Source organism: Microbacterium sp. Au-Mic1 (assembly GCF_021341785.1).
Taxonomy (GTDB): Bacteria; Actinomycetota; Actinomycetes; order Actinomycetales; family Microbacteriaceae; genus Microbacterium.
This window is the reverse complement of sequence record NZ_JAJTTF010000004.1, coordinates 44,413-70,651: the sequence shown is the minus strand read 5'-3', so window position 1 is coordinate 70,651 and position 26,239 is coordinate 44,413. Positions and strand designations below refer to the sequence as shown.

Genomic DNA, 26,239 nt, shown 5'->3' with positions numbered 1-26,239 from the left:
TCGCTCAACGACCCCGAGAGGGACGCGAGAGCCATAAAACGGGGTCGTCGAGCGAGGACGCTCGCAGCGCGACCGAGACGAAACCCGGTGCCCCGGCGGATCCGACGTCAGTAGCCCGCGAACGCGTCGGTAGTGACCCCGCGGGCGCCGCGCAGTGCCGGTGCGATGTCGGCGATCAGCCGCGGCGGACCCGACACATAGGCGTGCCGACGCGCCAGATCCGGCACCAGGGTCCGCAGCAGCGTCGCGTCCAGCCGGGCACCGCCCGCCCATTCGGCGCCGGTCGGCAGGGCGGCAGGGCGATCGGGAGTGACCACCACGATCCGCGCGCCGGATCCGCCCAGCTCGTGCAGGTACGCGCACTCCTCGGCCGAGGAGGCGACGAGCACGAGGACGGCGTCCGTCCGCTCGCGCGCACCGAGCTGCGACACGAACGGCGTCACGCCGATGCCGGCGGCGACCAGCAGCACCGGCGCATCCCCGGCGGGCAGCACGAAATCGCCCCACACCCCTGTCGCGGTGAGGGTGTCGTCGGGCTGGACGGCGCCCAGGGCGCGCTTGTAGCTCGAGCCGCGCTCGGCCTCGCGATACGCGACGCGCACGAAGGGCAGCTCGGCGGGCGTGGAGACGATGCTGAACTCCCGGCGCGTGCCCCGGCTGTCGGGGCGACGGTGCGGCAGCTGCAGCTCGAGGTACTGCCCCGGTGCGAACCGGAAGGGGCGTCGCGCCCGGAACGTCAGCTCCTGCACGGTCGGCGTCAGCGCACGGCGGCGCACGAGCGAGAGCCGGATCCCGGCACGGGCGACGAGCACGGCCGCGAGGAGGTTGCCGACCAGCAGCACCCTCTCCTGACCGAGCGTGATGATCCCGAGGCTGATCGGCCAGCCGGCGAGCGCTCCCACGACCGTCGCGACGAGCAGCTGCTGCCACCGTCGCGACGGCAGAGTCAGCGGCTCGGAGAGCATGAACGCGCCCAGGAACAGCACCGGCGACTGCAGAAGGACCGACGTCACCAGCGCTCCGGGCTCGATCGCGAGCCCCGCCGCCGCGGACTGCACGCAGAACCGAAGGATCGAGACCACGGCGTACACGACGACGAAGAGCAGCACGACCCGGATCCGCTCGGTGCGCCACAGCACGAGCAGGCCGAGCACGATCACGGGGATCGCCATCGCCGGAGTGCCGACCCACCAGGCAGAGAAGCCGAGGCCGGTGATCGTGAGCACGGTCGCGCCGACCGCCGCCGGGTTGAACAGGTGCCGCCCCCGCCACACCAGCAGGTACTTGGAGGCCGCCGCGATCACGCCCGCCAGCGCGATGCCGCCGACCTGGTCGGGGTTCGCACCCGGCTGCACGACGAACAGCAGGATGAGCGCCGTGATCAGTGACGACTCGATACGACGCGGCGCATGCAGCAGTGTCTGGGCGACGGCATCGGTGCAGAGCGTCGCGATCATCAGCAGCGCCAGCGTGGCGAGGATGTCGAGCGGCGTGGAGGAGATCGCGCCGACCGCCGAAAGGATCACGGCGACCGCGGCCAGCACGAGCAGCGCGTACAGGGTGAGCCGGTACATCGACAGCCGCCCGAGCTGCGCGAGCACACGCTGCCGTGCGCCGATCAGCGTCGCGATCATGCGAACACCTCCATCCGATTCCCCGCCGACCATTCGACCGCGCCGTGCGTGGTCATCCGCACCCATTCCACACCGAACCGTGCGGCGAAGGCGGGACCCCCGTCGAAGAACAGCGCCGTGGCGGCCGCATCCGCGACCATCGCCTCGGCAGCGATCGCCCAGGTCGAAGCGTACGTGCGCACCGGTTCTCCGGTTCGCGCATCCAGCACGTGGTGCAACCCGCCGTGCTCCCCCGGCCATGCGCGCCTGTTCACGGCCGACCCGCAGAGCGCGACGTCCGCGACCACGGCGACGCCGATCGCGCTCGTGGTGTCGAACGGATGCTCCAGCCCGACCCGGACCGGAGCCCCGCTCACGCGCAGGTCGCCGCCGGCGTCGACCAGGCGCTCGGCATGCCCCAGGGAACCGAGCAGGTCGTGCACGACATCGACCAGGCGACCCTTGCCGATCGCACCCACATCGATGAGCGCGGGTGCGTGCAGCGCGAGGGCGCCGTCGTCCCAGGCGAGCTGCTCGGCCCAGTCGGCGGGTGCCGGACTCGCACCCCGATCGCGGAACGAGTACCGGGCGTCGTAGCCGCGCGCGGACAGGCTGTCGCCGACGAGCGGCTGCACGGCGCCGTCGGTCGCGAGCGAGAGCTCCCGGTACAGGTCGAGCATCGCTGCCGCGTCCGGTGGCGCCGGCACCTCCTGCGGCTCCTCGCTGAGGGCCGTCACGAGCGAGTCCGCGCGGAACCGGGACCAGGTGTGGTCGAAGTCGTCGATCGTCTCGCGCACGGCGTCGCGCGCCCCGTCCGCAAGAGGGCCGATCGTGCCGATCTCCCAGATCGTCCCGATCGCCTCGAATCGCCAGATGTCCATCAGCACGCGTCTGGACTGCGCAACGGTCGGCCCGGGGCCGGGCACGCGCAGACCACGAGCCCGGGGAGGGTTCGCACCCTAGCCCTTGGCTTCGGTGCGGATGGTGGCCAGCGCCTGGTTGAACCCCTTGCTGGTCAGCGACGAACCGGAGACCCGGCTGACGGAGATGTCGTCGAGTTTCTTGCCGACGACCTGCGCAGAGATCCCGCCGATGAACTGCGACTGGTAGTGCTTCGTCTCCGCCGCCTGCGGGTCGCCGGTGACATCGACCTTCGTGACCGTGTCGCCGACGACCGTGACGGAGACCGTGATCTTCTCCACCGTCTCCGGGGTCTGATACGAGCCGTCGGCGGTGTACGTGCCGTCCTTGTAGGTGGAGCCGGAATCGTTGGAGGAAGCGGTGCTCGTCGCGGACGGCGCAGCACTCGTGCTCGCCGAGGGCGCGGGCGCATCCGTCGTGCTCTCGGCAGAGGACGACTCGGCCGCGCATCCCGCGAGCAGCATCGTTCCTGCGATGCCGATGAGAGCGGATCCTTGACGTACCGAGGGCGAGAGCTTCATGGTTCCAGCTTCCGAGACCCTCCTGTGCGTCACCTTTGAGATGACGCAGCGCGTCGTGAAGCAGTCCCGTGCAGGACGACACGGCACCGGAGACGCCGAGAGGCCGCCCGGTCAGAACCGGCCGGCCTCTCGGGCGCTGTCGGGCGGACGCGTCTCAGGCGGCGCCGTCGAACATGCTCGTGACGGATCCATCCTCGAACACCTGACGGATCGCGGTCGCGAGCAGTGGGGCGATCGGGAGGATGCGCAGGCCCGGGAACCGTCGCGATGCCGACAGCGGGATCGTGTCGGTCACGACGACCTCGTCGATCGCGGAGTCCTGCAGGCGCTCGCTGGCCGGATCCGAGAAGATCGCGTGGGTCGCCGCCACGATGACCTTGCGGGCACCATTGGCCTTGAGCGCCTGGGCGGCCTTCACGATCGTGCCGCCGGTGTCGATCATGTCGTCGACGAGGAGGCAGGTGCGTCCGTCCACGGTGCCGACGATCTCGTGCACCGAGACCTGGTTGGCGACCTTGGGATCGCGGCGCTTGTGGATGATCGCGAGCGGAGCGTCGAGGCTGTCGGACCAGGTGTCCGCGACCCGCACGCGGCCCATGTCCGGGGAGACGATCGTGAGGGTCTCGCGATCCTCCGCGGTGAGCGTCTCCTCGAAGTGGTGCAGCAGCACGGGCTTCGCGAAGAGGTGGTCGACGGGGCCGTCGAAGAAACCCTGGATCTGTGCGGCGTGCAGGTCGACGCTCATCACGCGGTCAGCGCCGGCGACCTTGAGCATGTCGGCGACGAGGCGGGCCGAGATCGGCTCGCGGCCGCGGCCCTTCTTGTCCTGGCGCGCATACGGATAGTACGGGGCGACGACCGTGATGCGCTTGGCCGACGCGCGCTTGGCGGCGTCGAGCATGATGAGCGTCTCCATGAGCCACTCGTTGATCGGCTCACCGAAGGACTGGATGATGAACAGGTCGCAGCCGCGGATCGACACCTCGAAGCGCGCGTAGAGCTCGCCGGATGCGAACGTGCGGTGCTCGACCGGCGCGATCTCGGTGCCGAGCGCTGCGGCGACCGCCGAGACCAGCTCGGGATGCGAGCGACCTCCGGCGACGACGAGCCGCTTCTTCGTCTTGGCGACGAGGCCCGGTGCGATGTCGTTCTCGCGATCCAGCTCGACCGTCGTGTTCTTCTTGCGCCCCATCGGACCCGCCTATTCCGCCGAATCGGCACGCGCCGCGGCATCTGCCGCGGCCGTGCCTGCTCTGTTCTTCTCGACCCACCCCTCGACGTTGCGCTGGGGTGCGACGCTCATCGCGAGGGCACCGGCGGGGACGTCCTTGCGGACGACGGCACCGGCGCCGGTCTTCGCGCCGGCACCCAGCCTAACGGGCGCGACGAGCACCGTGTGCGACCCGGTGTGCACCTCGTCCCCGATCTCGGTGTGGTGCTTGTTCACATCGTCGTAGTTCGCCGTGATCGTCGACGCTCCGAGGTTCACGCCGCGGCCGACGGTGGCATCGCCGACGTAGGACAGATGCGGCACCTTGGAGTCGTCGCCGATCTGGGCGTTCTTGGTCTCGACGTAGGCCCCGATCTTGCCGTCCGCGCCGAGCGTGGTGCCCGCCCGCAGGTAGGAGAACGGCCCGACGGTCGCGCGGGCGCCGATCACAGCGAGCGTCGCCTCGGAGCGACGCACCGTCGCGTCCTCGCCGACCTCGGTGCTGACGAGCGTCGTGTCCGGGCCGATGATCGCGCCGCTCGCGACCGTGCTGGCCCGCAGGACGTGCGTGTTCGGGAGGATCGTGACGTCGGGCGCGAGCGTGACGTCGTCGTCGATCCAGGTCGTCGCCGGATCCTGGATCGTGACGCCCTCGCGCTGCCAGCGGCGCACGATCCGGTCGTTCAGGGTGCGCGCGGCGTCGGCGAGCTGGACGCGGTCGTTGATGCCGAAGGTCGCGGCGGTGTCCGCGGCGATCTCGACGGCGACCTTCTCATCGTGCTCGCGCAGCAGTCCGATCACCGTGGTCAGGTACATCTCGCCCTGCGCGTTGTCGGTGGTGACGTTCGCCAGCTCGGCGCGGAGCAGATCCGCCCGGAACACGTACACGCCGGCGTTGATCTCGCGCGTGGCCTTCTCCGCCTCGTCCGCATCCTTCTGCTCGACGATGCGGGCGACGTCTCCGGCGGCGTCGCGGATGATGCGTCCGTAGCCGTTCGGGTCGTCGACGATCGCGCTCAGCACGGTCGCCGCGGCTGCCGCGGCGCGATGCCCGTCGATGAGGGCCTGCAGCGTCTCGGCCTCGAGCAGCGGAACGTCGCCGGAGAGCACGAGCACGTCGCCGTCGAAGCCGGCGGGCAGCGCGTCGAGGGCGACCTGCACGGCGCGCCCGGTGCCGGGGATCTCGTCCTGATCGACGATGACCGCCTCGGGGTGCTCCGCGGCCAGCGCCGCGACCACCAGATCGCGCTCGTGGCGCACGACCACCTCGACCGTGGCCGCCCCCAGACGGGAGGCGGTGGCCAGCACATGGCCGACCAGGGTGCGCCCGGCGATCGGATGCAGCACCTTCGGAAGGCGCGACTTCATGCGCGTGCCCTGACCTGCGGCGAGGACGACGATGGCGAGTGAGTTCTGCGTCATGCTCCGCCGCCAGGATTCGAACCTGGACCCCGCAGCTCCAAAGGCTGGGGTGCTGCCGTTACACCACGGCGGACCGCGGTCGCCGTGCGTCCGCTCCTCAATTCTGCCATGCGTCGTCTGCGTGACCGGGCCGGAACCCGGCGGCAACATCCTCGCAACGTCGTTGCGCGAGGCTGACGTCATGACGATCCGCATCGCCCGCGTGCAGACCACGACGCCCGATCTCGAGGTCTTCCTGAGCGACCATCTCCACGACATGCAGGCGACCGCGCCGCCGGAGAGCCGGCATGCCCTGGACATCTCGCGCCTGCTCTCGCCCCGCGTGCGCCTCTTCACCGCGACGGTGGACGGCGCGCTCGTCGGCACCGGGGCGCTCGCCGAGCTCGAGCCCGGTCACGAGGAGTTGAAGTCGATGCGCACCGCGCCCCGGATGCGCGGTCGCGGAGTGGGTTCCGTGATGCTGACCGCGCTGCTCGGCGATGCGCGCGACCGCGGCATCGGGCGAGTCTCCCTGGAGACCGGTTCGAGCGACTTCTTCTGGGCCGCGCACCGGCTGTACGCCAAGGCCGGTTTCGACGAGTGCGAGCCGTTCGGGTCGTACGTCGAGGATCCGCACAGCCTCTTCCTCACGGTGCGGCTGGAGACGTGATCCGCTCCGCTCGCCGGAACGCAGCCATGATCGACCGATCGCCGCAGCGACGGCGCCCGCCCGATCCGCCGGGATAATGGACGGATGAGCATCGGCGATCCATCCACGGGCGACGAGGTCGACCGGATCGTCGCGGCGTGGAACACGCAGCGGCCGGACCTGGACTTCTCGCCCCTCGAAGTGCTCTCACGCGTGGATCGGCTGTCCCGGCTGCTGGACCGCGCGCGCCGCGACGTGTTCCGCCGCAGCGACCTCGAGCCGTGGGAGTGGGACGTCCTGTCCGCCCTGCGGCGTGCGGGCGCCCCGTTCCAGCTCAGCCCCAAGCAGCTGCTGCAGCAGACCCTCGTCTCCAGCGGCACGATGACGAACCGCATCGACCGTCTCGTGGGCCGCCGCCTGGTGCGCCGCGAGGCGGATCCCGGTGACGGCCGCAGCGTGCTGGTCACGCTCACCGACGACGGCAGAGTGCGCGTGGATGCCGCGATCACGCGCCTGGTGGACGCGGAGGCGACGCTGCTCTCGGCGCTGTCCCGCAGCGATCGCGAACGCCTCGCTGCCCTCCTGCGCAAGCTCAGCCTGAGCTTCGACGCCTGACCGCGATCAGTCCTGAGGCTCGACGAGAACCACGACCTTGCCGGTGACGCGCCCGGTCTCGACGCGCTCCTGGGCCGCGGCGAGATCGCTCAGGTCGTATGCCGCGTCGAGGTGCACCGTGATCCTGCCGGCATCCGCGAGCGCTGCGATCTCGGCCAGGTGCGCGCCGTTCGCCGCCACCAGGATCCGCCGGATCGGTGCCGCTCCCCAGTCGCCGAGCTCGGCCTCCTGCTCCGCGGAGTACCCCGTGATCGTGACGACTGCGGTGCCCTCACGGATCGCACCGCGGGGCGGGAGCCCATCGGAGACCGTGACGATGACGGCGTCCACGGGGGCGATCGCCGCGAGCGCATCCCCATCTCGGTAGTCGATCACGTCGACGGCGCCCCAGGAGGCGACGAGCGGCTGCTTCTCCGGGCTCGCGGTCGCGATGACGTGCGCGCCGCGCGCCGCGGCGAGCTGCACGGCGAGGTGACCGACACCGCCCGCCCCACCGAGCACGAGAACGCGTGCGTCGCTGTCCGCGCCGACACCGGCCGCGTCGAGCGCCTGCCGGGCGGTCAGCGCGGCGAGCGGCGCCGCGCCCGCCTGGGCGAGGCTCCACGCCCGAGGGGCCGCCGCCACGTCTGCGACGGGCACGGCGACGAGATCGGCGAGCGTATGGGCGGCATCGGGGAACCGGGCCAGAGCGAACACGGCGGCGCCCTCGCTCCATCCGGTCGCATCGGGGCCGACGCCGACGACCGTGCCCGCGACGTCCCAACCGGGTCGGTCGGAGTACCGGATCGAACCGAAGTCGTGCCCCGCCGCCCGGATCTTCACATCCACCGGATTGAGCCCGACCGCCGCCACCCTGACCAGGATCTCGCCCGTGCCGGGCGTCGGCGCATCGGTCTCGATGAGGGAGATGACCTCCGACGCGGCTCCGGGAGCGGCGTACCGCGCTGCGCGCATGGTGATCGCCTGCGCCGTCAGACCTGCGCCGGGGTCCACTCGGAGACGCTGCGGAGACGCACGACCTCGTCGGCGGCGAGTTCGAGCCGCCCTCCGACGAGCAGGTCCTCCACCTGCTCCGCCGTGCGCGCGCTGGCGATCGGAGCGACCACGGCGGGCTGGGCGCGCAGCCATGCGAGCGCGGTCGCCGCGATCGAGGCGCCGTGCGCGCCGCCGATCTCCTCGAGCGCGTCGATGATGCGCAGGCCGTGTTCCGTCGCGTACTTCGCCGCACCGGAGGCGCGCGGCGAGGACTGCCCGGTCGCGTCCGTCGAACGGTACTTGCCCGTGAGAAACCCGCTCGCGAGCGCGTAGTACGGGATGAGGCTCAGTCCGAACTCGGTCGCAACCGGAACGATCGTCTCCTCGACCTCGTTGCGGTGCACGAGGTTGTAGTGCGGCTGCACCGCCACCGGCAGGGCGACGCCGGTGGAGCGGGCGATCTCGATCCAGGCGCGGATCCGATCCGCCGAGTAATTGGACACCGCGATGTTGCGGACCAGCCCGTCCTCCACGAGCTGCCCGAAGGCGGCCACGGTCTCCTCGAGGGGCACGGTCTCGTCGTCGAAGTGTGCGTAGTACAGGTCGATCGCGTCCACCCCGAGGCGGTCGAGCGACGCCTCCGCCGCCCGCCGGACGTTCGCGGCGGACAGCCCGCGGAACTGCGGGTGCTGGCTCACCTTCGTCGCGACCACGAGGCCTTCCGGCCGCCGAGAGGCGAGCCACTCGCCGATGATCGTCTCGCTCTCGCCACCGCTGTTGCCCTCCACCCACGCGCTGTATCCGTCAGCAGTGTCGATGAAGTCGCCCCCGCCCGCCACGAACGCGTCGAGCACGGCGAACGACGCGTCGCGATCGGCGGTCCAGCCGAACACATTGCCGCCGAGGGAGAGCGGGAAGACGGACAGGTCACTGGATCCGATGCGAGTCATGTTCGACGCAACCGCTCGGCCGCGAAGACTATTTCCGTGTGACGCGCGATGACCCGAGCATGCCCTCGAGCCGGATCCGCAAGCCGTTCGGGTTGCCGCCCGGCCACGAGCCGGATCCGCCGTTCGTCGATGACTCCCGTGCGAACTAGGCTGGGCCGAATGGCGATGCGCTCTCCCCTGCCCGTGCGCGACGGCGTCGGCGCGACCCGCCTGCGCCTCCCCTCCGAGGGGCCGTGGCCCACGGTCGGCGCCTTCATGGCCGAGCGCTTCTTCCACCTCGACCCCGAGCGACTGCTGGGCCGGTTCGACCGCGGAGAGATCGTCGCGATCGACGGATCCGCGCTCACGCGGGAGACCCCGCTCGGCCTGCACGACTTCGTCTGGTACTACCGGGAGCCTGCGGTGGAGAAGCACATCCCCTTCGATGTGGAGATCCTGCATCAGGACGAGGACCTGGTCGTGGTCGATAAGCCGCACTTCCTGCCGACCACCCCCGGCGGCAAGTATCTGCAGAATTCCGCACTGGTGCGGCTGCGCAACGCGCTGGGGAACCCGGACCTCACCCCGATCCACCGCCTCGACCGCGCCACGGCGGGCGTGCTGATGTTCTCGGCGCGGCCCGTCACGCGCGGCGCCTACCAGCTGCTGTTCGAGAACCGCCGCGTCGAGAAGGTCTACGAGGCGGTCTCCCTGCTGCCCGAGTCGTGGGATCCGCGGGCACCGGCCCTCGGCGGATCCGCTTTCCCGCTCGTGCACCGCAACCACATCGAGAAGCTGCGCGGACACGTCTGCGTGCAGGTGGATCCGGATCGCGAACCGAATGCGGAGACCGTCGTGGAACTGCTCGGGTTCGACGACCGCGTGCTGCACACCCTGCTGCGCCCGCACTCGGGACGCATGCACCAGTTGCGCGTCCATCTCGCCGAGCTCGGCGCGGGGATCCTGCACGACGCGTTCTACCCCGAGCTGCTGCCCGAGCAGCCGGACGACTTCGACCGCCCGCTGCAGCTGCTCGCTCGCGAACTGCGCTTCACGGATCCGCTGACCGGCACGCCCCGCGAGTTCCGCACCCGACGCACGCTGCAGGACGCTCCGGCCCGGGAGTGACCGCCCCGGCGGCAGCCGCGGCTCCGGCCTCCCCCCGTCCCTCCACCTCCGTTTTGGGGCGCGATCCTGCCGTTCGGGGCGCCCCGCGCCGGGAAATCCTTGCAGACCGCGCCCCAAAACGACAGAACCCGCCCCGAACCGGTCCTCAGCCGCGCGGATCGGGAGATGATCATCCCATGCGGATCGAGATCCTGACCATCGACGGCTGCCCGAACGGGCCCGCCGCGGAGCGCGCCGTGCGCCAAGCGCTCTCCGAGCTGGGACTCGAGACGGAACCCGCGGTCCGCGTGATCCGCACCCCCGCCGAGGCCGCCGCGACCGCCTTCTCCGGTTCGCCGACCGTGCTCGTCGACGGCGTGGACGCGGTGCCGGGATCCGCGCCGATCCAGGATCTGGCCTGCCGGGTGTACCGCACGGCGGACGGCCCCTCGGGTCACCCCACCGCGGAGATGCTCGTCCCGGCCCTGCGCGCGGCGCTCGGATCCTGACCCGCGCGCCCGCCTCACCTCCGGTTCGGGGCGCGATCACACCGTTCGGGGCGCGTCCTGACCGGAATATCGGGTGTGCCGCGCCCCAAAACGACAGAGCACGCCCCAAACAGGGCCGCCGCCCGACCGGTTCAGCGCCGCATAATCCGGCGGGCGAGCCAGGTGCCGAAGGTCTGCACGAGGTGCACGAACACCACGATGAGGATGATCGCGGCCCACATCACCACCGGCTCGAACTGCCGGAAGCCGTAGACCTGGGCGAACGCGCCGAGTCCGCCGCCACCGACCAGACCCGCCATCGCGGTCATGTCGATGAGGGCCACCACGATGAACGTGTAGCCGAGGATCAGCGGCCCGAGCGCCTCGGGCATCGCGACCGTGAGCAGGATCCGCCACGGCCCGGCTCCCATCGAGCGGGCCGCCTCGATCACTCCGGGCGACACCGAGACGAGGTGCTGCTCGACGATGCGCCCGATCGCGAACGACGCGGCGACGCCGATCGCGAACGCGCCGGCGTTGATGCCGATGCCCGTGCCGATGACGATCCGCGTGAACGGCTGCAGCACCGCGATGAAGATCACGAACGGGATCGGGCGGATGAAGTTCACCAGGAACGAGATCAGGATGCTGACCGGACGGTTCGGCAGCAGACCACCGGGACGGGTGACATACAGGCCGATGCCGATGATCGTGCCGATCACGCCCGCCATGGCGAGCGCGAACGTGGTCATGTACAGCGTCTCGAGAGCCGCCTGCCAGAAGTCCGGGAGCAGTTCGATGAGCCGATCCATCAGCGCACCCCGCCTTCGTCCGATGCCGTGCCCGCCGGGGCATCTGATCCGATCTCGGTCACGGTCGCGTGCAGGCGGATCTTCTCCAGCGCCGTGTCGATCCCGTCATCCGCCCCGCGGATCGCGAGCGTGAGGTGCCCGAAGGCGCGTCCGCGGATGTCGTTGATACCGCCGTAGACGAGCTCGAACCCGAGACCCGCCGCAGCCAGATCGAGGAACACCTGCGCCTGCGAGGAGTCGCCGTCGCGGAACGAGAAGGTGACGAGGCGACCGTCGTGGCGCGCCTGCAGCGAAGCCTGCTCGGCCGGCGACGGGACGCCCTTGATGACGGTGCCGACGAAGCGCTGCGACGCCGGGTTCTGCGGGTTCGAGAAGACCTCGAACACGTCACCCTGCTCGACGACGCGTCCGCCCTCCATGACGGCGACCTTGGTGGCCAGCGTCTGGATCACGTCCATCTCGTGCGTGATGACGACGATCGTGACGCCCTGCTCCCGGTTCACCCGGGCGAGCAGCTCGAGCACCTCGTGCGTGGTCTGCGGATCCAGCGCGCTGGTCGCCTCATCGGCGAGCAGGATCGCGGGACGGGTGGCCAGCGCACGCGCGATGCCGACGCGTTGCTTCTGGCCGCCGGACAGCTGCTCGGGGAACGCCTTCGCTTTGTCCGAGAGCCCGACGAACGCGAGCAGCTCCGTCACCCGCGCCTCGATGTCGGCCTTCGCCCAGCCCGCGAGCTTGAGCGGATAGGCGATGTTGGCCCTGACTGTCTTGGCGGAAAACAGGTTGAACTGCTGGAAGATCATCCCGATGCCGCCGCGCACCCGGCGCAGCTCCCGCTCGGAGAGCGTCGTGATGTCGACGCCGTCGACGATCAGATGACCGCTCGTGGTCGGCTCGAGCGCGTTGATCAGCCGCACCAGGGTCGACTTGCCGGCGCCGGAATAGCCGATGATGCCGAACACGTCGCCCTGGGCGATCTCGAGGGTCACGTCGTCGACGGCGACGACGGGCGCACCGTCCCGCGCGGTGGCCGGGTAGGTCTTGGTGACGCCCTGCAGGCTCACGATCGGCATGGATTCTCCGGTTTCGGTTCTGCGTCCTGGGTTCTCGCGACGCGGAACCGGGCGACGCGGTTCCGCGTCGCCCGGTTCTCTTACACGCGGCGGGTTCACCTCCGCCGCATGTGAGTGAGATCAGCCCTTGTGGGTCTTGACGTCGCCCTCGACCTTGGTGAGGGTCTTCTGCAGCTCGGCCGCGTCGACCTTGAGGGGCACCCCGGTGTCGCCGGAGGCCTTGGCGAGGCCTGCCTGCACGGCCTTATCGGTCTGGAAGATCTCGACGAGCTTCTTGTAGGTGGCGTTGTCCTTCTCCTTGGCCGGAGCCGCGAAGATGTTCACGTACGGCAGCGCGTTGGGATCCTTGGGATCGTCCTGCGCAATCGCGTCCTTGAACGTGAGACCGGCGTCCTTGACGAAATCGTTGTTGATGATCGCGGCAGCCACGTCCGGCAGCGACGTCGGGATCAGCGCCGCCTCGAGTGCGGTGACCTTGACCTTCGACTTCGCGGTGTCGACGTCAGCGAGGTCGGAGAAGATCGAGCCGCCGCTCTTGAGCGTGATGAGGCCGGCCGACTGCAGCACGAGCAGACCGCGCGCCTGGTTGGAGGCGTCGTCGGGAACCGCGACGGTCTCGCCGGCGCGGATGTCCTTCACGCTCTTGTACTTCTTCGAGTACAGGCCGAGCGGGTAGATCGCGGTGGACCCGACCGGCTGCAGGTCCTTGCCCGACTTCACGTTGTACTGCGCGAGGTAGACGATGTGCTGGAACTGGTTGAGGTCGATCTCACCCTCGGTCAGCGCGGGGTTCGGCTGTTCGTAGGAGCCGAAGTCCACGAGCTCGACGGTGATGCCCTCCTTCTTGGCAGCGTCGACGAAAGCGGGCCACTGCGGGTCGCTCTTGCCGACGACGCCGACCTTGACGGTCTTGCCGGCTTCCGTGGTGGGGTCGGATGCGGCACCCGATGCGGACGAGCAGCCGACGAGGGAGATGACGAGCGCAGCGGCCGCGGTGGCGGCGGCGAGCGCGGTGGTGAGCTTGCGGGACATGGCTGTGAGTTCCTCTCTTGGGGGACTCGACCACGCTACGAGCGGCGGCGAAGGCGATCCGAATCGACTCGTCACACGGCGTCACAGCTCGGCGCGGGCGCCCGCGCCGACAAGGTCTCGTTCGCCGCCGCCCGTCGGAGCCCTCAGCACGGCGCGGCGCGCGCGACCGCGGCGGACGAGACGGGATCCGAGATCGATCAGCACCCCGATCACGGTCGACATGACGACACCGACCACGGCCGCGAGCAGCGGCGAGTGCCCGAGCCATGCCGAGGCGACGGACGCGATCAGCGCGCTGAGCGCGACCCAGCCGACGGCCGCGATGAGCGACAGCGGCAGGAAACGGCGATACGGCAGCCGGGTCGCTCCTGCGGTCATGTTCACCGCGACGCGCCCGACCGGGATGTACCGCGCGACGAGCAGGTACATCGCCGGACGCCGGGCGAGGCTCTCCCCCGCCCATTCCAGCGCCGAGCGCACACGGTGGCGCCGCATCCACGCCCACCGTTCCGTACCCAGTCGACGACCGATCGCGTAGGCCGCGCTGTCGCCGGCGGCCGCGCCCGCACCCGCCGCGAGCAGGATCAGGACCGCCGTCGGAGTGGCGGCGGGCCCCGTCGCGAAGGCCAGCGACAGAGCGCCGACGACCACCGTCTCGCTCGGCACGGGCGGGAAGAATCCGTCCAGGAAGCAGAACAGCAGAATCAGCAGCGGCGCCCACGGCGTGAGGAGGAACGAGCTCAGGAGGTCGGCCATGCCCTCACGGTAGGTCGCGACCGGATCCGATCGCGTCCTTCTGCGGAGTGATCCTCGTCGCCTGTCGTACTACCGGAGTACGAGACGGCCGACGAGCAGCACCTCCCGTCAGTCGAACTCCTCGAGCCCCTGCAGACGGAGCTGCTCGAGGTCGAGCCGCGCGGAGATCCGTCTCACGACGAGGTCGTCGACCGTCCCGGAACGGCGCAGACCCAGCAGCACCTCCCGTTTGCGATCCAGCAGCGCCAGCTTGAGTCGCATGAACTCGTCGTGGCGGACCAGCGGCGAGCGCTGCATCAGGTCGACGTCCTCGGACGTCGCGATCATCTGCAGCGTCGCACCCTCGATGAGCGTGCGGTGCGGCGCGGATCCGCCGACCGGACCCGGATCACCGGCGTCGATCGGCTCGCCGCCGATGCCGTCGGACCCGATGTCGTCGGACCCGCCCGCCACCTCTTCCGGCTCCGTCCCCGCGGCGAGCGGGTCTGGCTGGCCGAGCATCTCATCCAGCGCCTTGACCTCGGCGTCCACGAGGGCCTGCTCCCGGGCGAGGGTGCGCGCGTTCGTGTACTCGAGCATCTGGTAGCCCTCGAACCGGATCCGGTCGCGCACCTCGTCGCTGACCTCGTGTCGCACCGCGAGGTCGTCCAGCGCGGAGAGCGCCGCGCCCGAGATCGTGCGTTCGGCGAGCTCGTACTCCTCCACCTCGCCCTGATCGGCCGAGATGCGCGCCCACCGCACGATCGCCGGCAGCAGAGTGCCCTGCACCAGCAGGCTCAGCAGGATGACACCGGCCGTCACGAACACGATCTCGTCGCGGCCGTCCAGCTCTCCCCCGGCGACGGCGCCCGCAGGCACCGACAGCGCGATCGCGAGCGACACCGCCCCGCGCATGCCCGCGAACGTGCTCAGCACGCGCGAGCGTGCCCGGACGCCACGGGGCGGGCGCGGTCCGGTGCGCTGGTAGAACGGCACGCTGAGCAGCTGGAACAGATAGCGCACGACCAGCAGCGCGACCCAGACCACGAGCGTGACGAGGACAAGGCGCCCGATCGCGCCGGCCGAGATCTGGTGCACGACGTACTGCACCTCGAGCCCGATGAGGACGAACAGCGCGCCGTTGAGCAGGAACACCCCGAACGGCCACGCGGACTCGGCCTGCCGCCGCGACTGCGCCGTGGTCACGGTCGGCGACACGTACGCGATGATCACCCCGGCGACGACCACGGCGAGGACCCCGGAGGCGCCGATCAGCTCCGCCAGGAGGAACGCGACGAACGGGATCAGCAGCAGCGTGGTGTTGATCACGATCGTGGATCCGATCGCTCGCAGCAGGAAGTACCCGAGCGCCGCGACCGCCACACCGGCTGCGATGCCTCCGACGTAGGAGACGACGACCGACCACGTCACGCTGAGCGGCGTGATGTGCCCGCCGACCGCGAGCGAGATCCCGATCGCGTACAGGACGAGGGCCGTGCCGTCGTTGGTGAGGCTCTCCGCTTTGAGCTTCATGAACATCCGCCGCGGCAGCAGCCGGCCGAGCGCCGCGACCGCAGTGGCGTCGGGCGGCGCGACCGCCGCGCCCAGGATCAGCGCGGTCTCCCAGGGCAGCCCGAACAGCAGGCCGATCCCCGCGACGGCGAAGGCGGAGGCCACGACGAGCAGCGTGCTCATGGGCAGGATGTAGCGGAAATCGCGCCGGATCGCGCGCAGCGACGTGGTCAGGCTCTCCCAGAACAGCATGACCGGCAGGAACAGCAGCAGCACGGTCTCCGGCGGCAGCTGGATCTCACGCAGCGCGGGGACGAAACCCAGCGCGAGGCCGAGGATGACGAGCACGAGCGGCATCGCGAGCCGCAGCCGCGGTGCGAGCAGGGCGCCCGTGAGGATCGTGAGCCCCAGCAGGACGGTGACTTCGAGACCTTCCATGTGCGGCCTCCTCTCGTCTCGCGTGCGGACCGCGAGTGCCGTCCGCCCAGAGCACAGCACCGCGTAGGACCACGGTATTCCCGGGTGGGAGTCCGTCGCCATCGATGTCCCCACATCCATGACGACGGACTGCGTCCCCCGGCGAATAGACGATCGTCTACACCCCCGTCAGCGAGCGTAACACGGGCGGACACCCGATCCGCAGCCGGCTCAGAAGCCGAGCCTCCGGAGCACGTCCAGGACGATCCCCTCCGCATCCGGCACGCCGATGCCGACGAGCGCTGCCTGCATGAAGATGAGCTCTTGACGAGGCCCGAATGTCTGGTCGAAGCGACGGGACGAGAGGAAGCCGGTCAGCACGACGAGGAGGAATTGCACGGCGTCGTCGACGGACATGACGAGGGCGTACCCCTCCTCTTCGACGGCAGCGCTCAAGGGCGCGCGGAGCATGTCCGCGACCAGCCGACGGAATGGCGCGACGCGCACGACGTCGATGGCGGGATCCTGCACCAGCAGAAGCGACGCGGAGATCAGCGGGTCGTCACGTGCGGCGGCGGCGATCCCGCCGATCGCGAGGATGCAGGCCCGGATCGGGCTTCCCGGAAACCCCTCTCCTGCCATGCGGAGGATGTCGGGAGACCGTTCCGCAGCCGCCGCGACGATGGCGTCGACGATCGAATCCTTGGTCGGGAAATGTCTGCTGAATGCGCCCTTGGTGAGTCCGATGCGCTCCGCCGTCCGAGACAGCGAGGCCCCGGAGTAACCGCGGTCGACGATCTCCTCGGCGGCTGCCGCGAGGAGCTTCATCCGCGTCGCGTCCGGCGCGGCTCCCGGTGTCATCCCCTCAGACTACTGAGCGTCGAGCGCCGGGCAACGGGGCCGGCGATCTCACGTCGCGGGCAGTTGCTGCGCCGCACACGCGGGTTCCTCGCCGCAGTGGGCCCGAACCGGTCGCCGTCAGGCGCGAGCCGGCGCACTGTCGCTCGTCGACTGGAGCACCAGATGCGCCCGCTCATGCCCGCTCCGCAGACACTCCTGCACGTTCCATCCGCGCAGCAGGCCGGCGAGGTAGCCCCCGGCGAAGGCATCGCCGGCTCCGACGGGCTCCACCACGTCGGTCGGGATCGCGGGCACGAAGGCGGGACCGTACGCGGAGAACTCGGTGGCGCCGACGTCTCCGTCCTTCACGATCAGTCGCGTCGGCGCGGGGAGCAGCGCACGCACGTCGTCCGCCGACGGGCGCCCCCAGAGCGTCTCCGCCTCGTCGCGTCCTACGAACACGATGTCGGCGCGATTCGCGAGATCGCGAAGAATCGGGGCCGCATCCTCGACCGACCACAATCCGGCACGGTGATTCACATCGAAGCTGAGCAGCGCGCCACTCGCGGCGACGCGCTCGAACACCGACTCGATCATCGCGGCGCAGTCGTCCGAGAGCGCGGGAGTGATCCCCGAGAGATGCACGACCTGGGCCTGCTCCAGCGGGATCCGCGCGACGGCGTCCGGCGTCATCCGCGAAGCGGCGGAACCCGCGCGGTAGTAGCTGACCCCGCGACCCGGGTCCTTGAAGAAGACGCCCGTGGGCGCGGTCGCATCGAACGACACCCAGCGGGTGTCGACGCCCTGCGCCGCGATCTCCTGGTGCACACGACGTCCGAGCACGTCGTCGCCGAGCGCGCTCACCCAGGCAGCTCCGCCACCGAGCGCCGCCACGTGCCCGGCCACGTTGGACTCGGCGCCCGCCGCCCGGAGCCGGATGCTCTCCGCGTCGAGGAGGGACTCCGCCCTGCTCGGAGCCACCATCGCCATGCTCTCGCCGATCGCGATCAGCGCAGGAACGTCTTCAGATGCCATTCGGGCATTCTCTCCCATTGCCCCAGAACACGCAACAGCCGTTGCATCATGTGCAACAAGCACACGAAAAGCACTCCCCATAGGGGTCGCTCGACGCGGTCCTCGGCGCTCAGCCCAGCTGCTCGGTGAGCTCGAACCAGCGCAGCTCGAGCTCTTCGACCTCGGCCTCCTGCGCCGAAATCTCCTTCATCCTGTCGCCGAGGCCCGCGTAGTCGGACTGGTCGTGGTCGGCGAGGGCGTGCCTGGCCTGGTCGATCTGCGCCGCGAGCTTCTGCATGCGGCGTTCGAGCGCCGTCAGCTCCTTCTCCGCCGCGCGGCGATCGGCGCCGCTCAGAGCCGACTCGGCCGCCGGCGCGGACGCGGATCCTGCGCTCGCCTGGTTCGGGTGGTTCTGCTCGAGCGCCCGCAGCCGCAGGTACTCGTCCACCCCGCCCGGGAGGTGGCGCAGACGCCGGTCCAGGATCGCGTACTGCTGGTCGGTCACGCGCTCCAGGAAGTAGCGGTCGTGGCTCACCACGAGCAGCGTGCCGGGCCACGAGTCGAGGAGATCCTCGATCGCCGCCAGCATGTCCGTGTCCATGTCGTTCGTGGGCTCGTCGAGGATCATCACGTTGGGCTGATCCAGCAGGACGAGCAGCAGCTGCAGGCGGCGCTGCTGGCCGCCGGAGAGATCCTTCACCGGGGTCGAGAGCTGTGCCGAGGAGAAGCCGAGGCGCTCCAGCAGCTGCCCGGGCGTCAGTTCGGCTGCCTTGGATCCGGTTCCGAACGTGTAGGTCGTGCGCAGGCGGCCGATCACGACACGCACGGGCTCATCCCACACATCCTGCAACTCGTCGAGACGCTGGGTGAGCGTGCGCACCTGCACGGTCTTGCCGTGCTTGACCCGGCCGCTCGTGGGCGACAGGGTGCCCGCCACAAGGCCGAGCAGGGTCGACTTGCCCGCGCCGTTGACGCCGAGGATCCCGGTCCGCTCCCCCGGCGCGATCCGCCACTCCACGTCGCGCAGCACCTCGCGCTCCGGTGCGGACCCGGAGGCGGGGAAGGTCACGCCGGCGTCGATGAGATCCACCACGTCCTTGCCGAGGCGCGAGACGGCGAGCGACTGCAGGCCGATCCGGTCGCGGATCTCCGGCACGTCGGAGATGAGCTCGTTCGCCGCGTCGATCCGGAATTTGGGCTTCGAGGTGCGGGCTGGGGCACCGCGGCGCAGCCAGGCGAGCTCCTTGCGGGCGAGGTTCTGCCGCTTCGCCTCGCTCGCCGCCGCCATCCGGTCGCGCTCGACGCGCTGCAGGATGTAGGCGGCGTATCCGCCCTCGAAGGGCTCGACGATCCGGTCGTGCACCTCCCAGGTCTCGGTGCACACCTCGTCCAGGAACCAGCGGTCGTGCGTGACCACCATGAGCGCGCCCTGGCTCGCCGGCCAGCGCTTCTTCAGGTGCTCCGCGAGCCAGCCGATCGCCTCGACGTCGAGGTGGTTGGTGGGCTCGTCGAGCCCGATGATGTCCCAATCGCCGGCGAGGAGTGTGGCCAGCGCCACCCGACGACGCTGGCCGCCGGAGAGATCCGCGACCGAGGCGTTCCAGTCCAGGTCGCTGACGAGACCGTCGATCACGTCGCGGACCTTCGGATCGCCGGCCCACTCGTGCTCCGGGGTGTCGCCCACGATCGCCCCGCCGACGGTGAGCGCGTCGTCGAGCACGTCGGCCTGGTCGAGCACCCCGATCGTGGTGCCGCCGCGCACGGTCACGCGCCCCGCGTCGGGATCCAGGCGGCCCGCGAGCATCGCGAGCAGGCTGGACTTGCCGTCGCCGTTGCGGCCGACGATGCCGATCCGGTCCCCTTCCTCGATGCCGAGGGTGACGGAGTCGAAGACGATCCGGGTGGGGAACTCGAGATGGAGGCCTTCGGCCCCGAGGAGATGTGCCATGTCGGATCCAGGGTAGTCGGGCCGCCCCTCGCTACGCTCGGAGGATGACCGCGCTCCCGCATGCTGTGCAGGACGGAGCCCATCCCCTGACGGCCCGCGGCGGGGATGTCATGAGGCACCTGCCCACCGAGATCCTGCTCGATGCCGCGCAGATCGAGGCCGCGGCGGCGCTCGCGGCGCCGCACCGCCACGGCACCTACCTCTGGGGCGGCGTCGGACGCGGGAAGTCGCTGCTCGCCGAGGCGTACTTCGCCACGCTGCCCACACGCCGGAAGCGCCGGGTGCATTTCCACGATTTCTTCCTCGAGCTCCAGAGCACTCTCGGAGCGCGACGGGTGCCACTCGACCGCACGTTGAACCGCCTCATCGGTGGATCCAGGGCGATCCTGTTCGATGAGTTCCACGTGCACGACGTGGCCGACGCCGTCTATCTCACGGCGATGCTGCGACACCTCGTCGAGCGGAACGTGCTGCTGATCGCGACCTCGAACGATGCCCCGGACGATCTCATGCCCGGCCTGTGGCATGAGCATTTCGTCCCCGCGATCCGGATCATCGAGCAGCACCTCGACGTCATCGAGGTCGCGGACGGCGCCGACTACCGGGGCATCGTGCCGGAGATGCGCGCCACCGCCGGCTTCTCGGCGGCGATCCTGGGCCCTCGCCCCCGCCCGCGAACCTGCTCGGGCGATCGGCGTGACGACTGAGAGCGGCATCGGCCTCACGGTACGCGAGTGGTCGACTGAGCGGATCACCGCGACCTTCGACGACCTCTGCGGTGCACCGCTCGGCACGCCCCAGTACCTCTGGCTCGCCGACCGGACCCGCGCACTGTTGCTCCTCGACGTCCCGGATCTGCGTACGGTGCACCGCGAGGCGCTGCTCCGGTTCTGCCATCTGATCGACGTGCTCTACGACCGCGACATCCGGCTCGAGGTGCGCTCGACGGCACCTCCGGTCCGCCCGCTGGACACGGCGGTGCCGGCACGGTCGCTGGAGCGTGCTCTCAGCCGCATCTCCGCGCTGGGGCGCGAGTGACCCGTTCGTCCCGTCGCAGCGCCGTCAGACCAGCCGAAGGTGCACGATGTCGCCGGCCGCGATCCGGTGCTCTGCGCCCTCGGCGTCGATGATCAGGCAGCCGTCCTCGCCGAGGCCCGTCGCCTCCCCGACCAGGTCGGCCCCACCGGGAAGCATCACCCGCACGGTGCGGCCGAGCGTGACGCAGCGCGCGGAGACCGCGTCGCGCAACCCGCTCGCGACCGCGGAGCCGTGATCCGCGAGCCCGTCGATCCACCCGTCCAGCCGGGCCAGGTACCCGGCGACGAGCAGGTCCAGATCGGCCTGCACGCCCTCCACCGCGAACGAGGTCGCCGTGTCGACCGGGAGCTGCTCCTGCGTCATCGTCGTGTTCACGCCCGACCCGACGATCACCGCATCGGATCCGATCGCCTCGGCGAGAATGCCGCAGATCTTGCGCTCCCCCACCAGCACGTCGTTGGGCCACTTCACTCCCACGACCCGCTCGGGCAGCTGCGCCGCGATCGCGTCCGCCATGGCGAGCCCCGCCGCCAGCGGGATCCACCCCCGCTCGGCCATCGGGATCGCGGGCACGCGCAGCAGCACCGACAGGGCCAGCGCCGATCCGGGTGGCGTCGTCCACACACGGTCGAGGCGCCCCCGCCCGGCGACCTGATCCTCGGTGAGGATCGCGGACAGGTGCGGCCAGCCGGCTTCGTCGTCGGCATGCGCGCGCAGATCGGCGTTCGTGGACCCGGTGGACGCGACGATCTCGAGGCGGGCGGCGGCCGCCCCGCTGTGCGGGAAGCTCATCCGGTCACCCTATCCGCGTGACCGGTTGAAGCACATCGGCGGTCGGTGACCCTGAGAGGGTCCGCACAGAGGATCCCGCCGTGCTGTTGTGCCCCTCATCCAACGGACGCGGAACCCCCGGCGCTAATGTGGAACCGTGACGGACACGCCTGACCTCTACACGACCGCCGGCAAGATCGCCGACCTCCGCGCCCGCTACGACGAGGCCGTCGTCGCGGCCGAGGCGAAGGCGAAGGAGAAGCAGCACGCCAAGGGCAAGATGACCGCCCGAGAGCGCATCGAGCTGCTGGTCGATCCGGGCAGCTTCGTCGAGTTCGACGAATACGTGCGGCACCGCACGACCGCGTTCGGCATGGACAAGAACCGGCCCTACGGAGATTCCGTGGTCACCGGCGTCGGGACCATCAACGGGCGCACCGTCGCGGTGTACTCCCAGGACTTCACCACCTTCGGCGGTTCGCTCGGCGAGGTGTCCGGAGACAAGATCATCAAGATCATGGAGTTCGCGCTGCGCAGCGGCGTGCCCATCATCGGCATCCTCGACTCGGGCGGCGCGCGCATCCAGGAAGGCGTCCTCGCGCTCAGCAAGTACGGCGAGATCTTCCGGGCCAACACCCGCTCCTCCGGTGTGATCCCGCAGATCTCGATCATCATGGGCCCGGCCGCCGGCGGCGCCGTGTACGGTCCCGCGCTGACCGACTTCGTGATCATGGTCGACAAGACCAGCCAGATGTTCGTGACCGGCCCCGACGTCATCAAGACCGTGACCGGCGAGGACGTCGGCATGGAGGAGCTCGGCGGCGCCTACACGCACAACACCCGCTCCGGTGTCGCGCACTATCTCGCCGAGGACGAGGACGACGCGATCGACTACGCGCGCACCCTGCTCGGCTTCCTGCCCGACAACAACATGGCCGAGCTGCCGACCTACGAGAGCGGCTTCGAGTTCGAGACGACCGATGCGGACCGCACGCTCAACACGCTGATCCCCGACTCCGCGAACCAGCCCTACGACATCCACACCGTCATCGAGCACGTGGTGGACGGCGGCGAGTTCCTCGAGGTGCAGCCGCTGTTCGCCCCGAACATCGTGATCGGCTTCGGCCGCGTGGAGGGCCGCTCGGTCGGCATCATCGCGAACCAGCCGTCGCAGATGGCCGGCACCCTGAACATCGAGGCCGGCGAGAAGGCCAGCCGTTTCGTGCGCTTCTGCGACGCGTTCTCGATCCCGATCGTCACCCTCGTCGACGTGCCAGGCTACCTCCCGGGCACCGACCAGGAGTGGACCGGCGTGATCCGACGCGGCGCCAAGCTCATCTACGCGTATGCCGAGGCCACCGTGCCCCTCGTCACCGTGATCCTGCGCAAGGCCTACGGCGGCGCCTACATCGTGATGGGATCCAAGCAGCTCGGCGCCGACGTGAACCTCGCGTGGCCCACCGCCGAGATCGCGGTCATGGGCGGCCAGGGTGCCGTGAACATCCTCTACCGCGGCGAGATCAAGCGCGCCGAGGAGGCCGGCGAGGATGTGGCCGCCGTGCGCACCCGCCTGGCCAACGAGTACACCTACAACGTCACCAGCCCGTTCCTCGCCGCCGAACGCGGCGAGATCGACGGCGTCATCGAGCCGGCCAACACGCGCGTCTCGATCGCCAAGGCACTGCGGGCGCTGCGCGGCAAGCGCGCCGAGCTGCCCCCGAAGAAGCACGGGAACATCCCGCTGTGAGCGCGGAGGACGCCGCAGACGCGGTCGAGATCCAGGTGCTGCGCGGTTCCGCCACCGAGGAGGAGCTCGCCGCTCTCATCGCCGTGCTGTCCGAGGCGTTCGTCGCCGAGGAGGCCGATGCCGTGGCCGCTCAGAAGCCGGTCTCGGTCTGGGGGCGCAATCAGCGCGCGCTGCGCGCCCCGCTGAGACGAGACGTCCCCTGGGGCCGTTTCTCGGGCTGAGGCCGCCGCCGATTCGCGGTGTCCCGGGGGCTCCGTGACGGGATTTTCACCTCCGTCCGGATTTGTCCCCCAAAATACCTACAGACATCCCCCTTGCAACCCGGAAGACTCTTTCTTGCAACGCTTCGCGTTCGACCGGATCTCTGCCACAGGGTAGGCAGACGATCTCCGGTCTCTGCGGGCAGTTTTCGGGTAACTGTTCCGCACCTGGCGAGGGGCGGGCGGCTTCGCCGCCCCTCGCCCTTTCTTCTCCCTGCCGTTGAAGCGGCACCTCCGCAGACGGCGGGCGACAGAACGTCGCTTTGCGAGAGCAACGCGTTCCCTCGGCAGCGCCAGGGCGCTCGGCCCTGCGTCGACTCCGGGGATCGCTGTTCCGTTCCCCGCGGGCCTCAACCCTCCCGCGTGCGCGGGATCTCGTGCCACAGCTCGACCGAGTCCTCGTCGGACGACTCCCCTGCGGCCGAGCGTCCCACCACCGTGACGGCGATCCGTGCATCCCGAGGGGCGCGGATGATCAGCCGCGCCGAGGAGGAGTCCGCCAGCACATCCGCCAGCTCCTCGCGGATCCGGCCCTTGGTGTGCTCGTCGAGACCGTCAAGCCCGCCGTCGTCGAACACGGTGACAGCGGCGCCCCGTGCCCGCGCCGTCTCGATCGCCGCGCGGGCGCGCTCGTTGAGCAGCTCGCCGCCGCGGATCTCGTCCCGCAGACGCCCCTCCGACAGGTGCGCCTCCTGCCGCTCCTCGACCGACAGATCGCCCCGGGTCGCGATCACCCGGGTCAGGATGGGACCGGCGACCGCCAGGGCGTACTGGACGCGCTCACGGCGCTCGCGCTGACGGACGATCTGCGTCGCCTGCCAGGCTGACGCGGCCTGCTGTATGCCCGCCAGGCGGTCGGTGTCGCGCACGGCGCGCCGCCAGAACGCGACCAGCAGCTGGGCGATGACCATCCACACCGTGGATCCGACCAGGCCCAGCCCCAGGGAGTCGAGGAAGCCGATCCACGCGGTCGAGGCGACGGTCAGCAGCAGCAGCACCAGCCAGCCGGCGAGGGGGCGGCGGCGCACGATGCAGACCACGCCGATCAGCCCGACCCCGCCGATGTACCAGGTCGCATAGGGCGCGCGCAGCGTGCTCACGTCCAGACCGAAGTTGCTCAGTTGCGGGATCGCCGCCGTCGCGAGCAGCGCCAGAGCCGCCGCCCAGCGCGGCATGCGCACGGTCTCGCTCGCCCCGACGACCGCGATGACGGCGAACACGGCGAGATAGATCGCCACGGCGAGCAGCACCAGCAGCGGGCGCGACGGCATCACGGTCCACGCCAGCGCTCGCGCGGCGAAGTAGCAGGCGAACACGAGCGCCAGCCCGGTCGCGACGATGCGGACGGTCAGCCTCATGTCCGTGACCAGCCCAGCGTGACGACCGTGCCGTGCCGGTCGGAGTCGATCGTGGCGACGCCGCCGACCGCGGCCATCCTGGCCAGGATCGATGCGCGGATCCCGAGCCGGTCCGCACTGACCTGCGTCGGGTCGAATCCGCTCCCGGTGTCGCTCACCTTCACGGTGAGGCCGGTGTCGCCGTGACCCTCGACCACGACGGCGAGTCCGCGTGCGGAGGCGTGCGACACCGCGTTGCCGATCGCCTGCCGCGCGGCGAGTGCCATCGCCCGCGCGACGCGGTCGGGCACGGCGCCGTGCCCGAACTGCTCGACCCCGATCGTGAGTCCCATCTGCGTCACGGCATGGCGCAGATCCTCCGCGAGCAGTTCGACCTCGACCGGCTCGTCGCTTCCCTCCTGCGCCGGAGCCTCTGCGTTCGCGAGCCGGGTGAGGGCTTCACGTGCCATGTCCATGGCGAGGGCCTTCTCGCGCTCGGTCCTCGCGCGTTCGGCGGCGATGAGGGCCGCGAGCACGCTGTCGTGCATGAGCGCCGCGACCGCGACGCGTTCGTGCTCGACCGCCTCGGCGGAGGCGGCCTCGGTGTACAGCGCGACCGCACGCCCGCGGGCGTCGTCGACGCCGTTCGCGACAGAGCGGAACATCCAGCCCAGAGCGACCAGCACCAGCCCGAGGATCAGCGTGAACGACACGTCGAACGCCGTAGCGACCCAGAAGGCCGGCGCGAAGCCTCCTTGGGCGAGACGGACGGTCCCGTAGATGAACGGACCGACGAGCGCCCACGCGACCTGCACGCGGAGCGGGAACGCGACGACCGCCGCGACGCCGGCCACATTGACGAGGAAGAAGATCCACGGCTGATCCGACGGCACGACGTTCTTGTGGGTCGCCACGAACGGCCACAGCAGGAGATCGACGATGTACGCGACGAAGAAGATCCCGGCGGTCAGACGCACACCTCGACCGAGTATGCAGCACACCAGCATGGCGACCCAGGGCACGAACACGAGCGCCATCATCAGGATGTGCGGGACGTCGACGATCTGCAGAGTGACGACGGCGTTCACCAGCGCCTGGGCGCCGAGCGCGAGGGCGCCCACACCGACGACGATCGCGATGATGCGTTCGATCCGCCGTCCGGCGAATCGCTCGAGCTCCTGCCCGACCTCCCCGGGCGTCGGGATCTTCTCCCACGCCTCCCGGAGGCCCTGATCCGCCGACACGCGCTCAGCCCCTCGGCTGCGGCGTCGACG

Annotated in this window: 26 protein-coding genes and 1 tRNA gene; 8 read left to right on the top strand and 19 right to left on the bottom strand. The window is 70.3% G+C overall.

Going from position 1 to position 26,239, the window contains the following annotated elements:
- Positions 1–107: 107 nt before the first annotated feature.
- From LXM50_RS06560 to LXM50_RS06535, 6 genes are all read right to left on the bottom strand, one after another.
- The gene (locus LXM50_RS06560; RefSeq protein ID WP_233310508.1) at positions 108–1,634 is read right to left on the bottom strand and encodes a ferredoxin--NADP reductase; all 1,527 of its coding nucleotides are present in this window, start codon (positions 1,632–1,634) and stop codon (positions 108–110) included.
- Positions 1,631–2,494: an FAD:protein FMN transferase gene (locus LXM50_RS06555; RefSeq protein ID WP_233310507.1), complete on the bottom strand. Its 864-nt coding sequence runs from the start codon at positions 2,492–2,494 to the stop codon at positions 1,631–1,633. The genes LXM50_RS06560 and LXM50_RS06555 overlap by 4 nt, the downstream gene beginning before the upstream one ends.
- A gap of 78 nt (positions 2,495–2,572) precedes the next feature.
- On the bottom strand, positions 2,573–3,055 hold the full coding sequence (locus LXM50_RS06550) for an FMN-binding protein (protein WP_233310506.1): 483 nt from the start codon (positions 3,053–3,055) through the stop codon (positions 2,573–2,575).
- Positions 3,056–3,209: 154 nt separating this feature from the next.
- Positions 3,210–4,247, bottom strand: coding sequence for a ribose-phosphate diphosphokinase (locus tag LXM50_RS06545; RefSeq protein WP_233310505.1), 1,038 nt, complete (start codon positions 4,245–4,247; stop codon positions 3,210–3,212).
- A gap of 9 nt (positions 4,248–4,256) precedes the next feature.
- The gene (glmU, locus tag LXM50_RS06540) at positions 4,257–5,687 is read right to left on the bottom strand and encodes a bifunctional UDP-N-acetylglucosamine diphosphorylase/glucosamine-1-phosphate N-acetyltransferase GlmU (RefSeq protein ID WP_233310504.1); all 1,431 of its coding nucleotides are present in this window, start codon (positions 5,685–5,687) and stop codon (positions 4,257–4,259) included.
- A gap of 1 nt (position 5,688) precedes the next feature.
- Positions 5,689–5,760, bottom strand: a tRNA-Gln gene (locus LXM50_RS06535).
- 108 nt (positions 5,761–5,868) lie between these two features.
- On the opposite strand from LXM50_RS06535, the gene LXM50_RS06530 reads away from it, so the two are divergent.
- Both LXM50_RS06530 and LXM50_RS06525 read left to right on the top strand, forming a co-directional pair.
- Positions 5,869–6,336, top strand: a complete 468-nt coding sequence (locus LXM50_RS06530) for a GNAT family N-acetyltransferase (RefSeq protein ID WP_233310503.1) — start codon at positions 5,869–5,871, stop codon at positions 6,334–6,336.
- A gap of 84 nt (positions 6,337–6,420) precedes the next feature.
- A complete protein-coding gene (locus tag LXM50_RS06525) occupies positions 6,421–6,930 on the top strand; it encodes a MarR family winged helix-turn-helix transcriptional regulator (protein WP_233310502.1) in 510 nt (169 codons plus the stop codon).
- A gap of 6 nt (positions 6,931–6,936) precedes the next feature.
- Here LXM50_RS06525 and LXM50_RS06520 read toward each other — a convergent pair whose 3' ends face one another.
- Together LXM50_RS06520 and LXM50_RS06515 are read right to left on the bottom strand one after the other, a co-directional pair.
- Positions 6,937–7,923: a zinc-binding dehydrogenase gene (locus tag LXM50_RS06520; protein ID WP_233310501.1), complete on the bottom strand. Its 987-nt coding sequence runs from the start codon at positions 7,921–7,923 to the stop codon at positions 6,937–6,939.
- Complete coding sequence (locus LXM50_RS06515; RefSeq protein ID WP_233310500.1) at positions 7,902–8,855, bottom strand: aldo/keto reductase; 954 nt, start codon at positions 8,853–8,855, stop codon at positions 7,902–7,904. Before LXM50_RS06515 ends, LXM50_RS06520 begins: the two co-directional genes overlap by 22 nt.
- Before the next feature lie 165 nt (positions 8,856–9,020).
- On the opposite strand from LXM50_RS06515, the gene LXM50_RS06510 reads away from it, so the two are divergent.
- Together LXM50_RS06510 and LXM50_RS06505 are read left to right on the top strand one after the other, a co-directional pair.
- Complete coding sequence (locus LXM50_RS06510) at positions 9,021–9,962, top strand: pseudouridine synthase (protein ID WP_233310735.1); 942 nt, start codon at positions 9,021–9,023, stop codon at positions 9,960–9,962.
- A gap of 176 nt (positions 9,963–10,138) precedes the next feature.
- On the top strand, positions 10,139–10,450 hold the full coding sequence (locus LXM50_RS06505) for a thioredoxin family protein (protein ID WP_233310499.1): 312 nt from the start codon (positions 10,139–10,141) through the stop codon (positions 10,448–10,450).
- 131 nt (positions 10,451–10,581) lie between these two features.
- Here LXM50_RS06505 and LXM50_RS06500 read toward each other — a convergent pair whose 3' ends face one another.
- The 8 genes from LXM50_RS06500 to LXM50_RS06465 form a co-directional block, all read right to left on the bottom strand.
- Positions 10,582–11,241 (bottom strand): methionine ABC transporter permease, encoded by a 660-nt coding sequence (locus LXM50_RS06500; protein ID WP_233310498.1) that lies wholly within the window; start codon positions 11,239–11,241, stop codon positions 10,582–10,584.
- Positions 11,241–12,314: a methionine ABC transporter ATP-binding protein gene (locus LXM50_RS06495; RefSeq protein ID WP_233310497.1), complete on the bottom strand. Its 1,074-nt coding sequence runs from the start codon at positions 12,312–12,314 to the stop codon at positions 11,241–11,243. The genes LXM50_RS06500 and LXM50_RS06495 overlap by 1 nt, the downstream gene beginning before the upstream one ends.
- Before the next feature lie 120 nt (positions 12,315–12,434).
- The gene (locus tag LXM50_RS06490; RefSeq protein WP_233310496.1) at positions 12,435–13,346 is read right to left on the bottom strand and encodes a MetQ/NlpA family ABC transporter substrate-binding protein; all 912 of its coding nucleotides are present in this window, start codon (positions 13,344–13,346) and stop codon (positions 12,435–12,437) included.
- Between the two features lie 81 nt (positions 13,347–13,427).
- Positions 13,428–14,102: a DedA family protein gene (locus LXM50_RS06485; protein WP_233310495.1), complete on the bottom strand. Its 675-nt coding sequence runs from the start codon at positions 14,100–14,102 to the stop codon at positions 13,428–13,430.
- 108 nt (positions 14,103–14,210) lie between these two features.
- Positions 14,211–16,031 (bottom strand): Na+/H+ antiporter, encoded by a 1,821-nt coding sequence (locus tag LXM50_RS06480; protein WP_233310494.1) that lies wholly within the window; start codon positions 16,029–16,031, stop codon positions 14,211–14,213.
- 210 nt (positions 16,032–16,241) lie between these two features.
- Positions 16,242–16,871: a TetR/AcrR family transcriptional regulator gene (locus LXM50_RS06475; RefSeq protein ID WP_233310493.1), complete on the bottom strand. Its 630-nt coding sequence runs from the start codon at positions 16,869–16,871 to the stop codon at positions 16,242–16,244.
- A 117-nt stretch (positions 16,872–16,988) separates the two neighbouring features.
- Entirely contained in the window at positions 16,989–17,885 is an 897-nt protein-coding gene (locus LXM50_RS06470) for a sugar kinase (protein ID WP_233310492.1), read from the bottom strand.
- A gap of 109 nt (positions 17,886–17,994) precedes the next feature.
- Positions 17,995–19,812, bottom strand: a complete 1,818-nt coding sequence (locus tag LXM50_RS06465) for an ABC-F family ATP-binding cassette domain-containing protein (RefSeq protein ID WP_233310491.1) — start codon at positions 19,810–19,812, stop codon at positions 17,995–17,997.
- A gap of 44 nt (positions 19,813–19,856) precedes the next feature.
- On the opposite strand from LXM50_RS06465, the gene zapE (LXM50_RS18510) reads away from it, so the two are divergent.
- Positions 19,857–20,519 carry a cell division protein ZapE gene (gene zapE / locus LXM50_RS18510; RefSeq protein WP_267920661.1) on the top strand — a complete coding sequence of 221 codons (663 nt, stop codon included), beginning with the start codon at positions 19,857–19,859 and terminating at the stop codon, positions 20,517–20,519.
- Complete coding sequence (gene zapE / locus LXM50_RS18505) at positions 20,509–20,850, top strand: AFG1/ZapE family ATPase (RefSeq protein ID WP_308192510.1); 342 nt, start codon at positions 20,509–20,511, stop codon at positions 20,848–20,850. Before zapE (LXM50_RS18510) ends, zapE (LXM50_RS18505) begins: the two co-directional genes overlap by 11 nt.
- A 24-nt stretch (positions 20,851–20,874) precedes the next feature.
- On the opposite strand, the gene LXM50_RS06455 is transcribed toward zapE (LXM50_RS18505), so the two are convergent.
- A complete protein-coding gene (locus LXM50_RS06455; RefSeq protein WP_233310490.1) occupies positions 20,875–21,642 on the bottom strand; it encodes a biotin--[acetyl-CoA-carboxylase] ligase in 768 nt (255 codons plus the stop codon).
- 136 nt (positions 21,643–21,778) lie between these two features.
- Here LXM50_RS06455 and LXM50_RS06450 point away from each other — a divergent pair, with 136 nt between their 5' ends.
- Positions 21,779–23,368, top strand: coding sequence for an acyl-CoA carboxylase subunit beta (locus LXM50_RS06450; RefSeq protein ID WP_233310489.1), 1,590 nt, complete (start codon positions 21,779–21,781; stop codon positions 23,366–23,368).
- Positions 23,365–23,589, top strand: a complete 225-nt coding sequence (locus tag LXM50_RS06445; RefSeq protein ID WP_233310488.1) for an acyl-CoA carboxylase subunit epsilon — start codon at positions 23,365–23,367, stop codon at positions 23,587–23,589. Before LXM50_RS06450 ends, LXM50_RS06445 begins: the two co-directional genes overlap by 4 nt.
- 389 nt (positions 23,590–23,978) lie before the next feature.
- Here LXM50_RS06445 and LXM50_RS06440 read toward each other — a convergent pair whose 3' ends face one another.
- Positions 23,979–24,986 carry a hypothetical protein gene (locus LXM50_RS06440; protein ID WP_233310487.1) on the bottom strand — a complete coding sequence of 336 codons (1,008 nt, stop codon included), beginning with the start codon at positions 24,984–24,986 and terminating at the stop codon, positions 23,979–23,981.
- Positions 24,983–26,209 (bottom strand): sensor histidine kinase, encoded by a 1,227-nt coding sequence (locus LXM50_RS06435; protein ID WP_233310486.1) that lies wholly within the window; start codon positions 26,207–26,209, stop codon positions 24,983–24,985. Before LXM50_RS06435 ends, LXM50_RS06440 begins: the two co-directional genes overlap by 4 nt.
- Positions 26,210–26,239 lie beyond the last annotated feature (30 nt).

Bases quoted from the DNA above. Each gene is read 5' to 3' on its own strand.
- LXM50_RS06490 (WP_233310496.1), bottom strand. From the start codon at position 13,346: ATGTCCCGCAAGCTCACCACCGCGCTCGCCGCCGCCACCGCGGCCGCT.
- LXM50_RS06510 (WP_233310735.1), top strand. From the start codon at position 9,021: ATGCGCTCTCCCCTGCCCGTGCGCGACGGCGTCGGCGCGACCCGCCTG.
- LXM50_RS06530 (WP_233310503.1), top strand. From the start codon at position 5,869: ATGACGATCCGCATCGCCCGCGTGCAGACCACGACGCCCGATCTCGAG.
- LXM50_RS06500 (WP_233310498.1), bottom strand. From the start codon at position 11,241: ATGGATCGGCTCATCGAACTGCTCCCGGACTTCTGGCAGGCGGCTCTC.
- LXM50_RS06475 (WP_233310493.1), bottom strand. From the start codon at position 16,871: ATGACACCGGGAGCCGCGCCGGACGCGACGCGGATGAAGCTCCTCGCG.
- LXM50_RS06470 (WP_233310492.1), bottom strand. From the start codon at position 17,885: ATGGCATCTGAAGACGTTCCTGCGCTGATCGCGATCGGCGAGAGCATG.
- LXM50_RS06545 (WP_233310505.1), bottom strand. From the start codon at position 4,247: ATGGGGCGCAAGAAGAACACGACGGTCGAGCTGGATCGCGAGAACGAC.
- LXM50_RS06455 (WP_233310490.1), bottom strand. From the start codon at position 21,642: ATGAGCTTCCCGCACAGCGGGGCGGCCGCCGCCCGCCTCGAGATCGTC.
- LXM50_RS06480 (WP_233310494.1), bottom strand. From the start codon at position 16,031: ATGGAAGGTCTCGAAGTCACCGTCCTGCTGGGGCTCACGATCCTCACG.
- LXM50_RS06505 (WP_233310499.1), top strand. From the start codon at position 10,139: ATGCGGATCGAGATCCTGACCATCGACGGCTGCCCGAACGGGCCCGCC.
- LXM50_RS06555 (WP_233310507.1), bottom strand. From the start codon at position 2,494: ATGGACATCTGGCGATTCGAGGCGATCGGGACGATCTGGGAGATCGGC.
- LXM50_RS06515 (WP_233310500.1), bottom strand. From the start codon at position 8,855: ATGACTCGCATCGGATCCAGTGACCTGTCCGTCTTCCCGCTCTCCCTC.
- LXM50_RS06550 (WP_233310506.1), bottom strand. From the start codon at position 3,055: ATGAAGCTCTCGCCCTCGGTACGTCAAGGATCCGCTCTCATCGGCATC.
- LXM50_RS06465 (WP_233310491.1), bottom strand. From the start codon at position 19,812: ATGGCACATCTCCTCGGGGCCGAAGGCCTCCATCTCGAGTTCCCCACC.
- LXM50_RS06525 (WP_233310502.1), top strand. From the start codon at position 6,421: ATGAGCATCGGCGATCCATCCACGGGCGACGAGGTCGACCGGATCGTC.
- LXM50_RS06485 (WP_233310495.1), bottom strand. From the start codon at position 14,102: ATGGCCGACCTCCTGAGCTCGTTCCTCCTCACGCCGTGGGCGCCGCTG.
- LXM50_RS06440 (WP_233310487.1), bottom strand. From the start codon at position 24,986: ATGAGGCTGACCGTCCGCATCGTCGCGACCGGGCTGGCGCTCGTGTTC.
- LXM50_RS06495 (WP_233310497.1), bottom strand. From the start codon at position 12,314: ATGCCGATCGTGAGCCTGCAGGGCGTCACCAAGACCTACCCGGCCACC.
- glmU (WP_233310504.1), bottom strand. From the start codon at position 5,687: ATGACGCAGAACTCACTCGCCATCGTCGTCCTCGCCGCAGGTCAGGGC.
- zapE (WP_267920661.1), top strand. From the start codon at position 19,857: ATGACCGCGCTCCCGCATGCTGTGCAGGACGGAGCCCATCCCCTGACG.
- LXM50_RS06560 (WP_233310508.1), bottom strand. From the start codon at position 1,634: ATGATCGCGACGCTGATCGGCGCACGGCAGCGTGTGCTCGCGCAGCTC.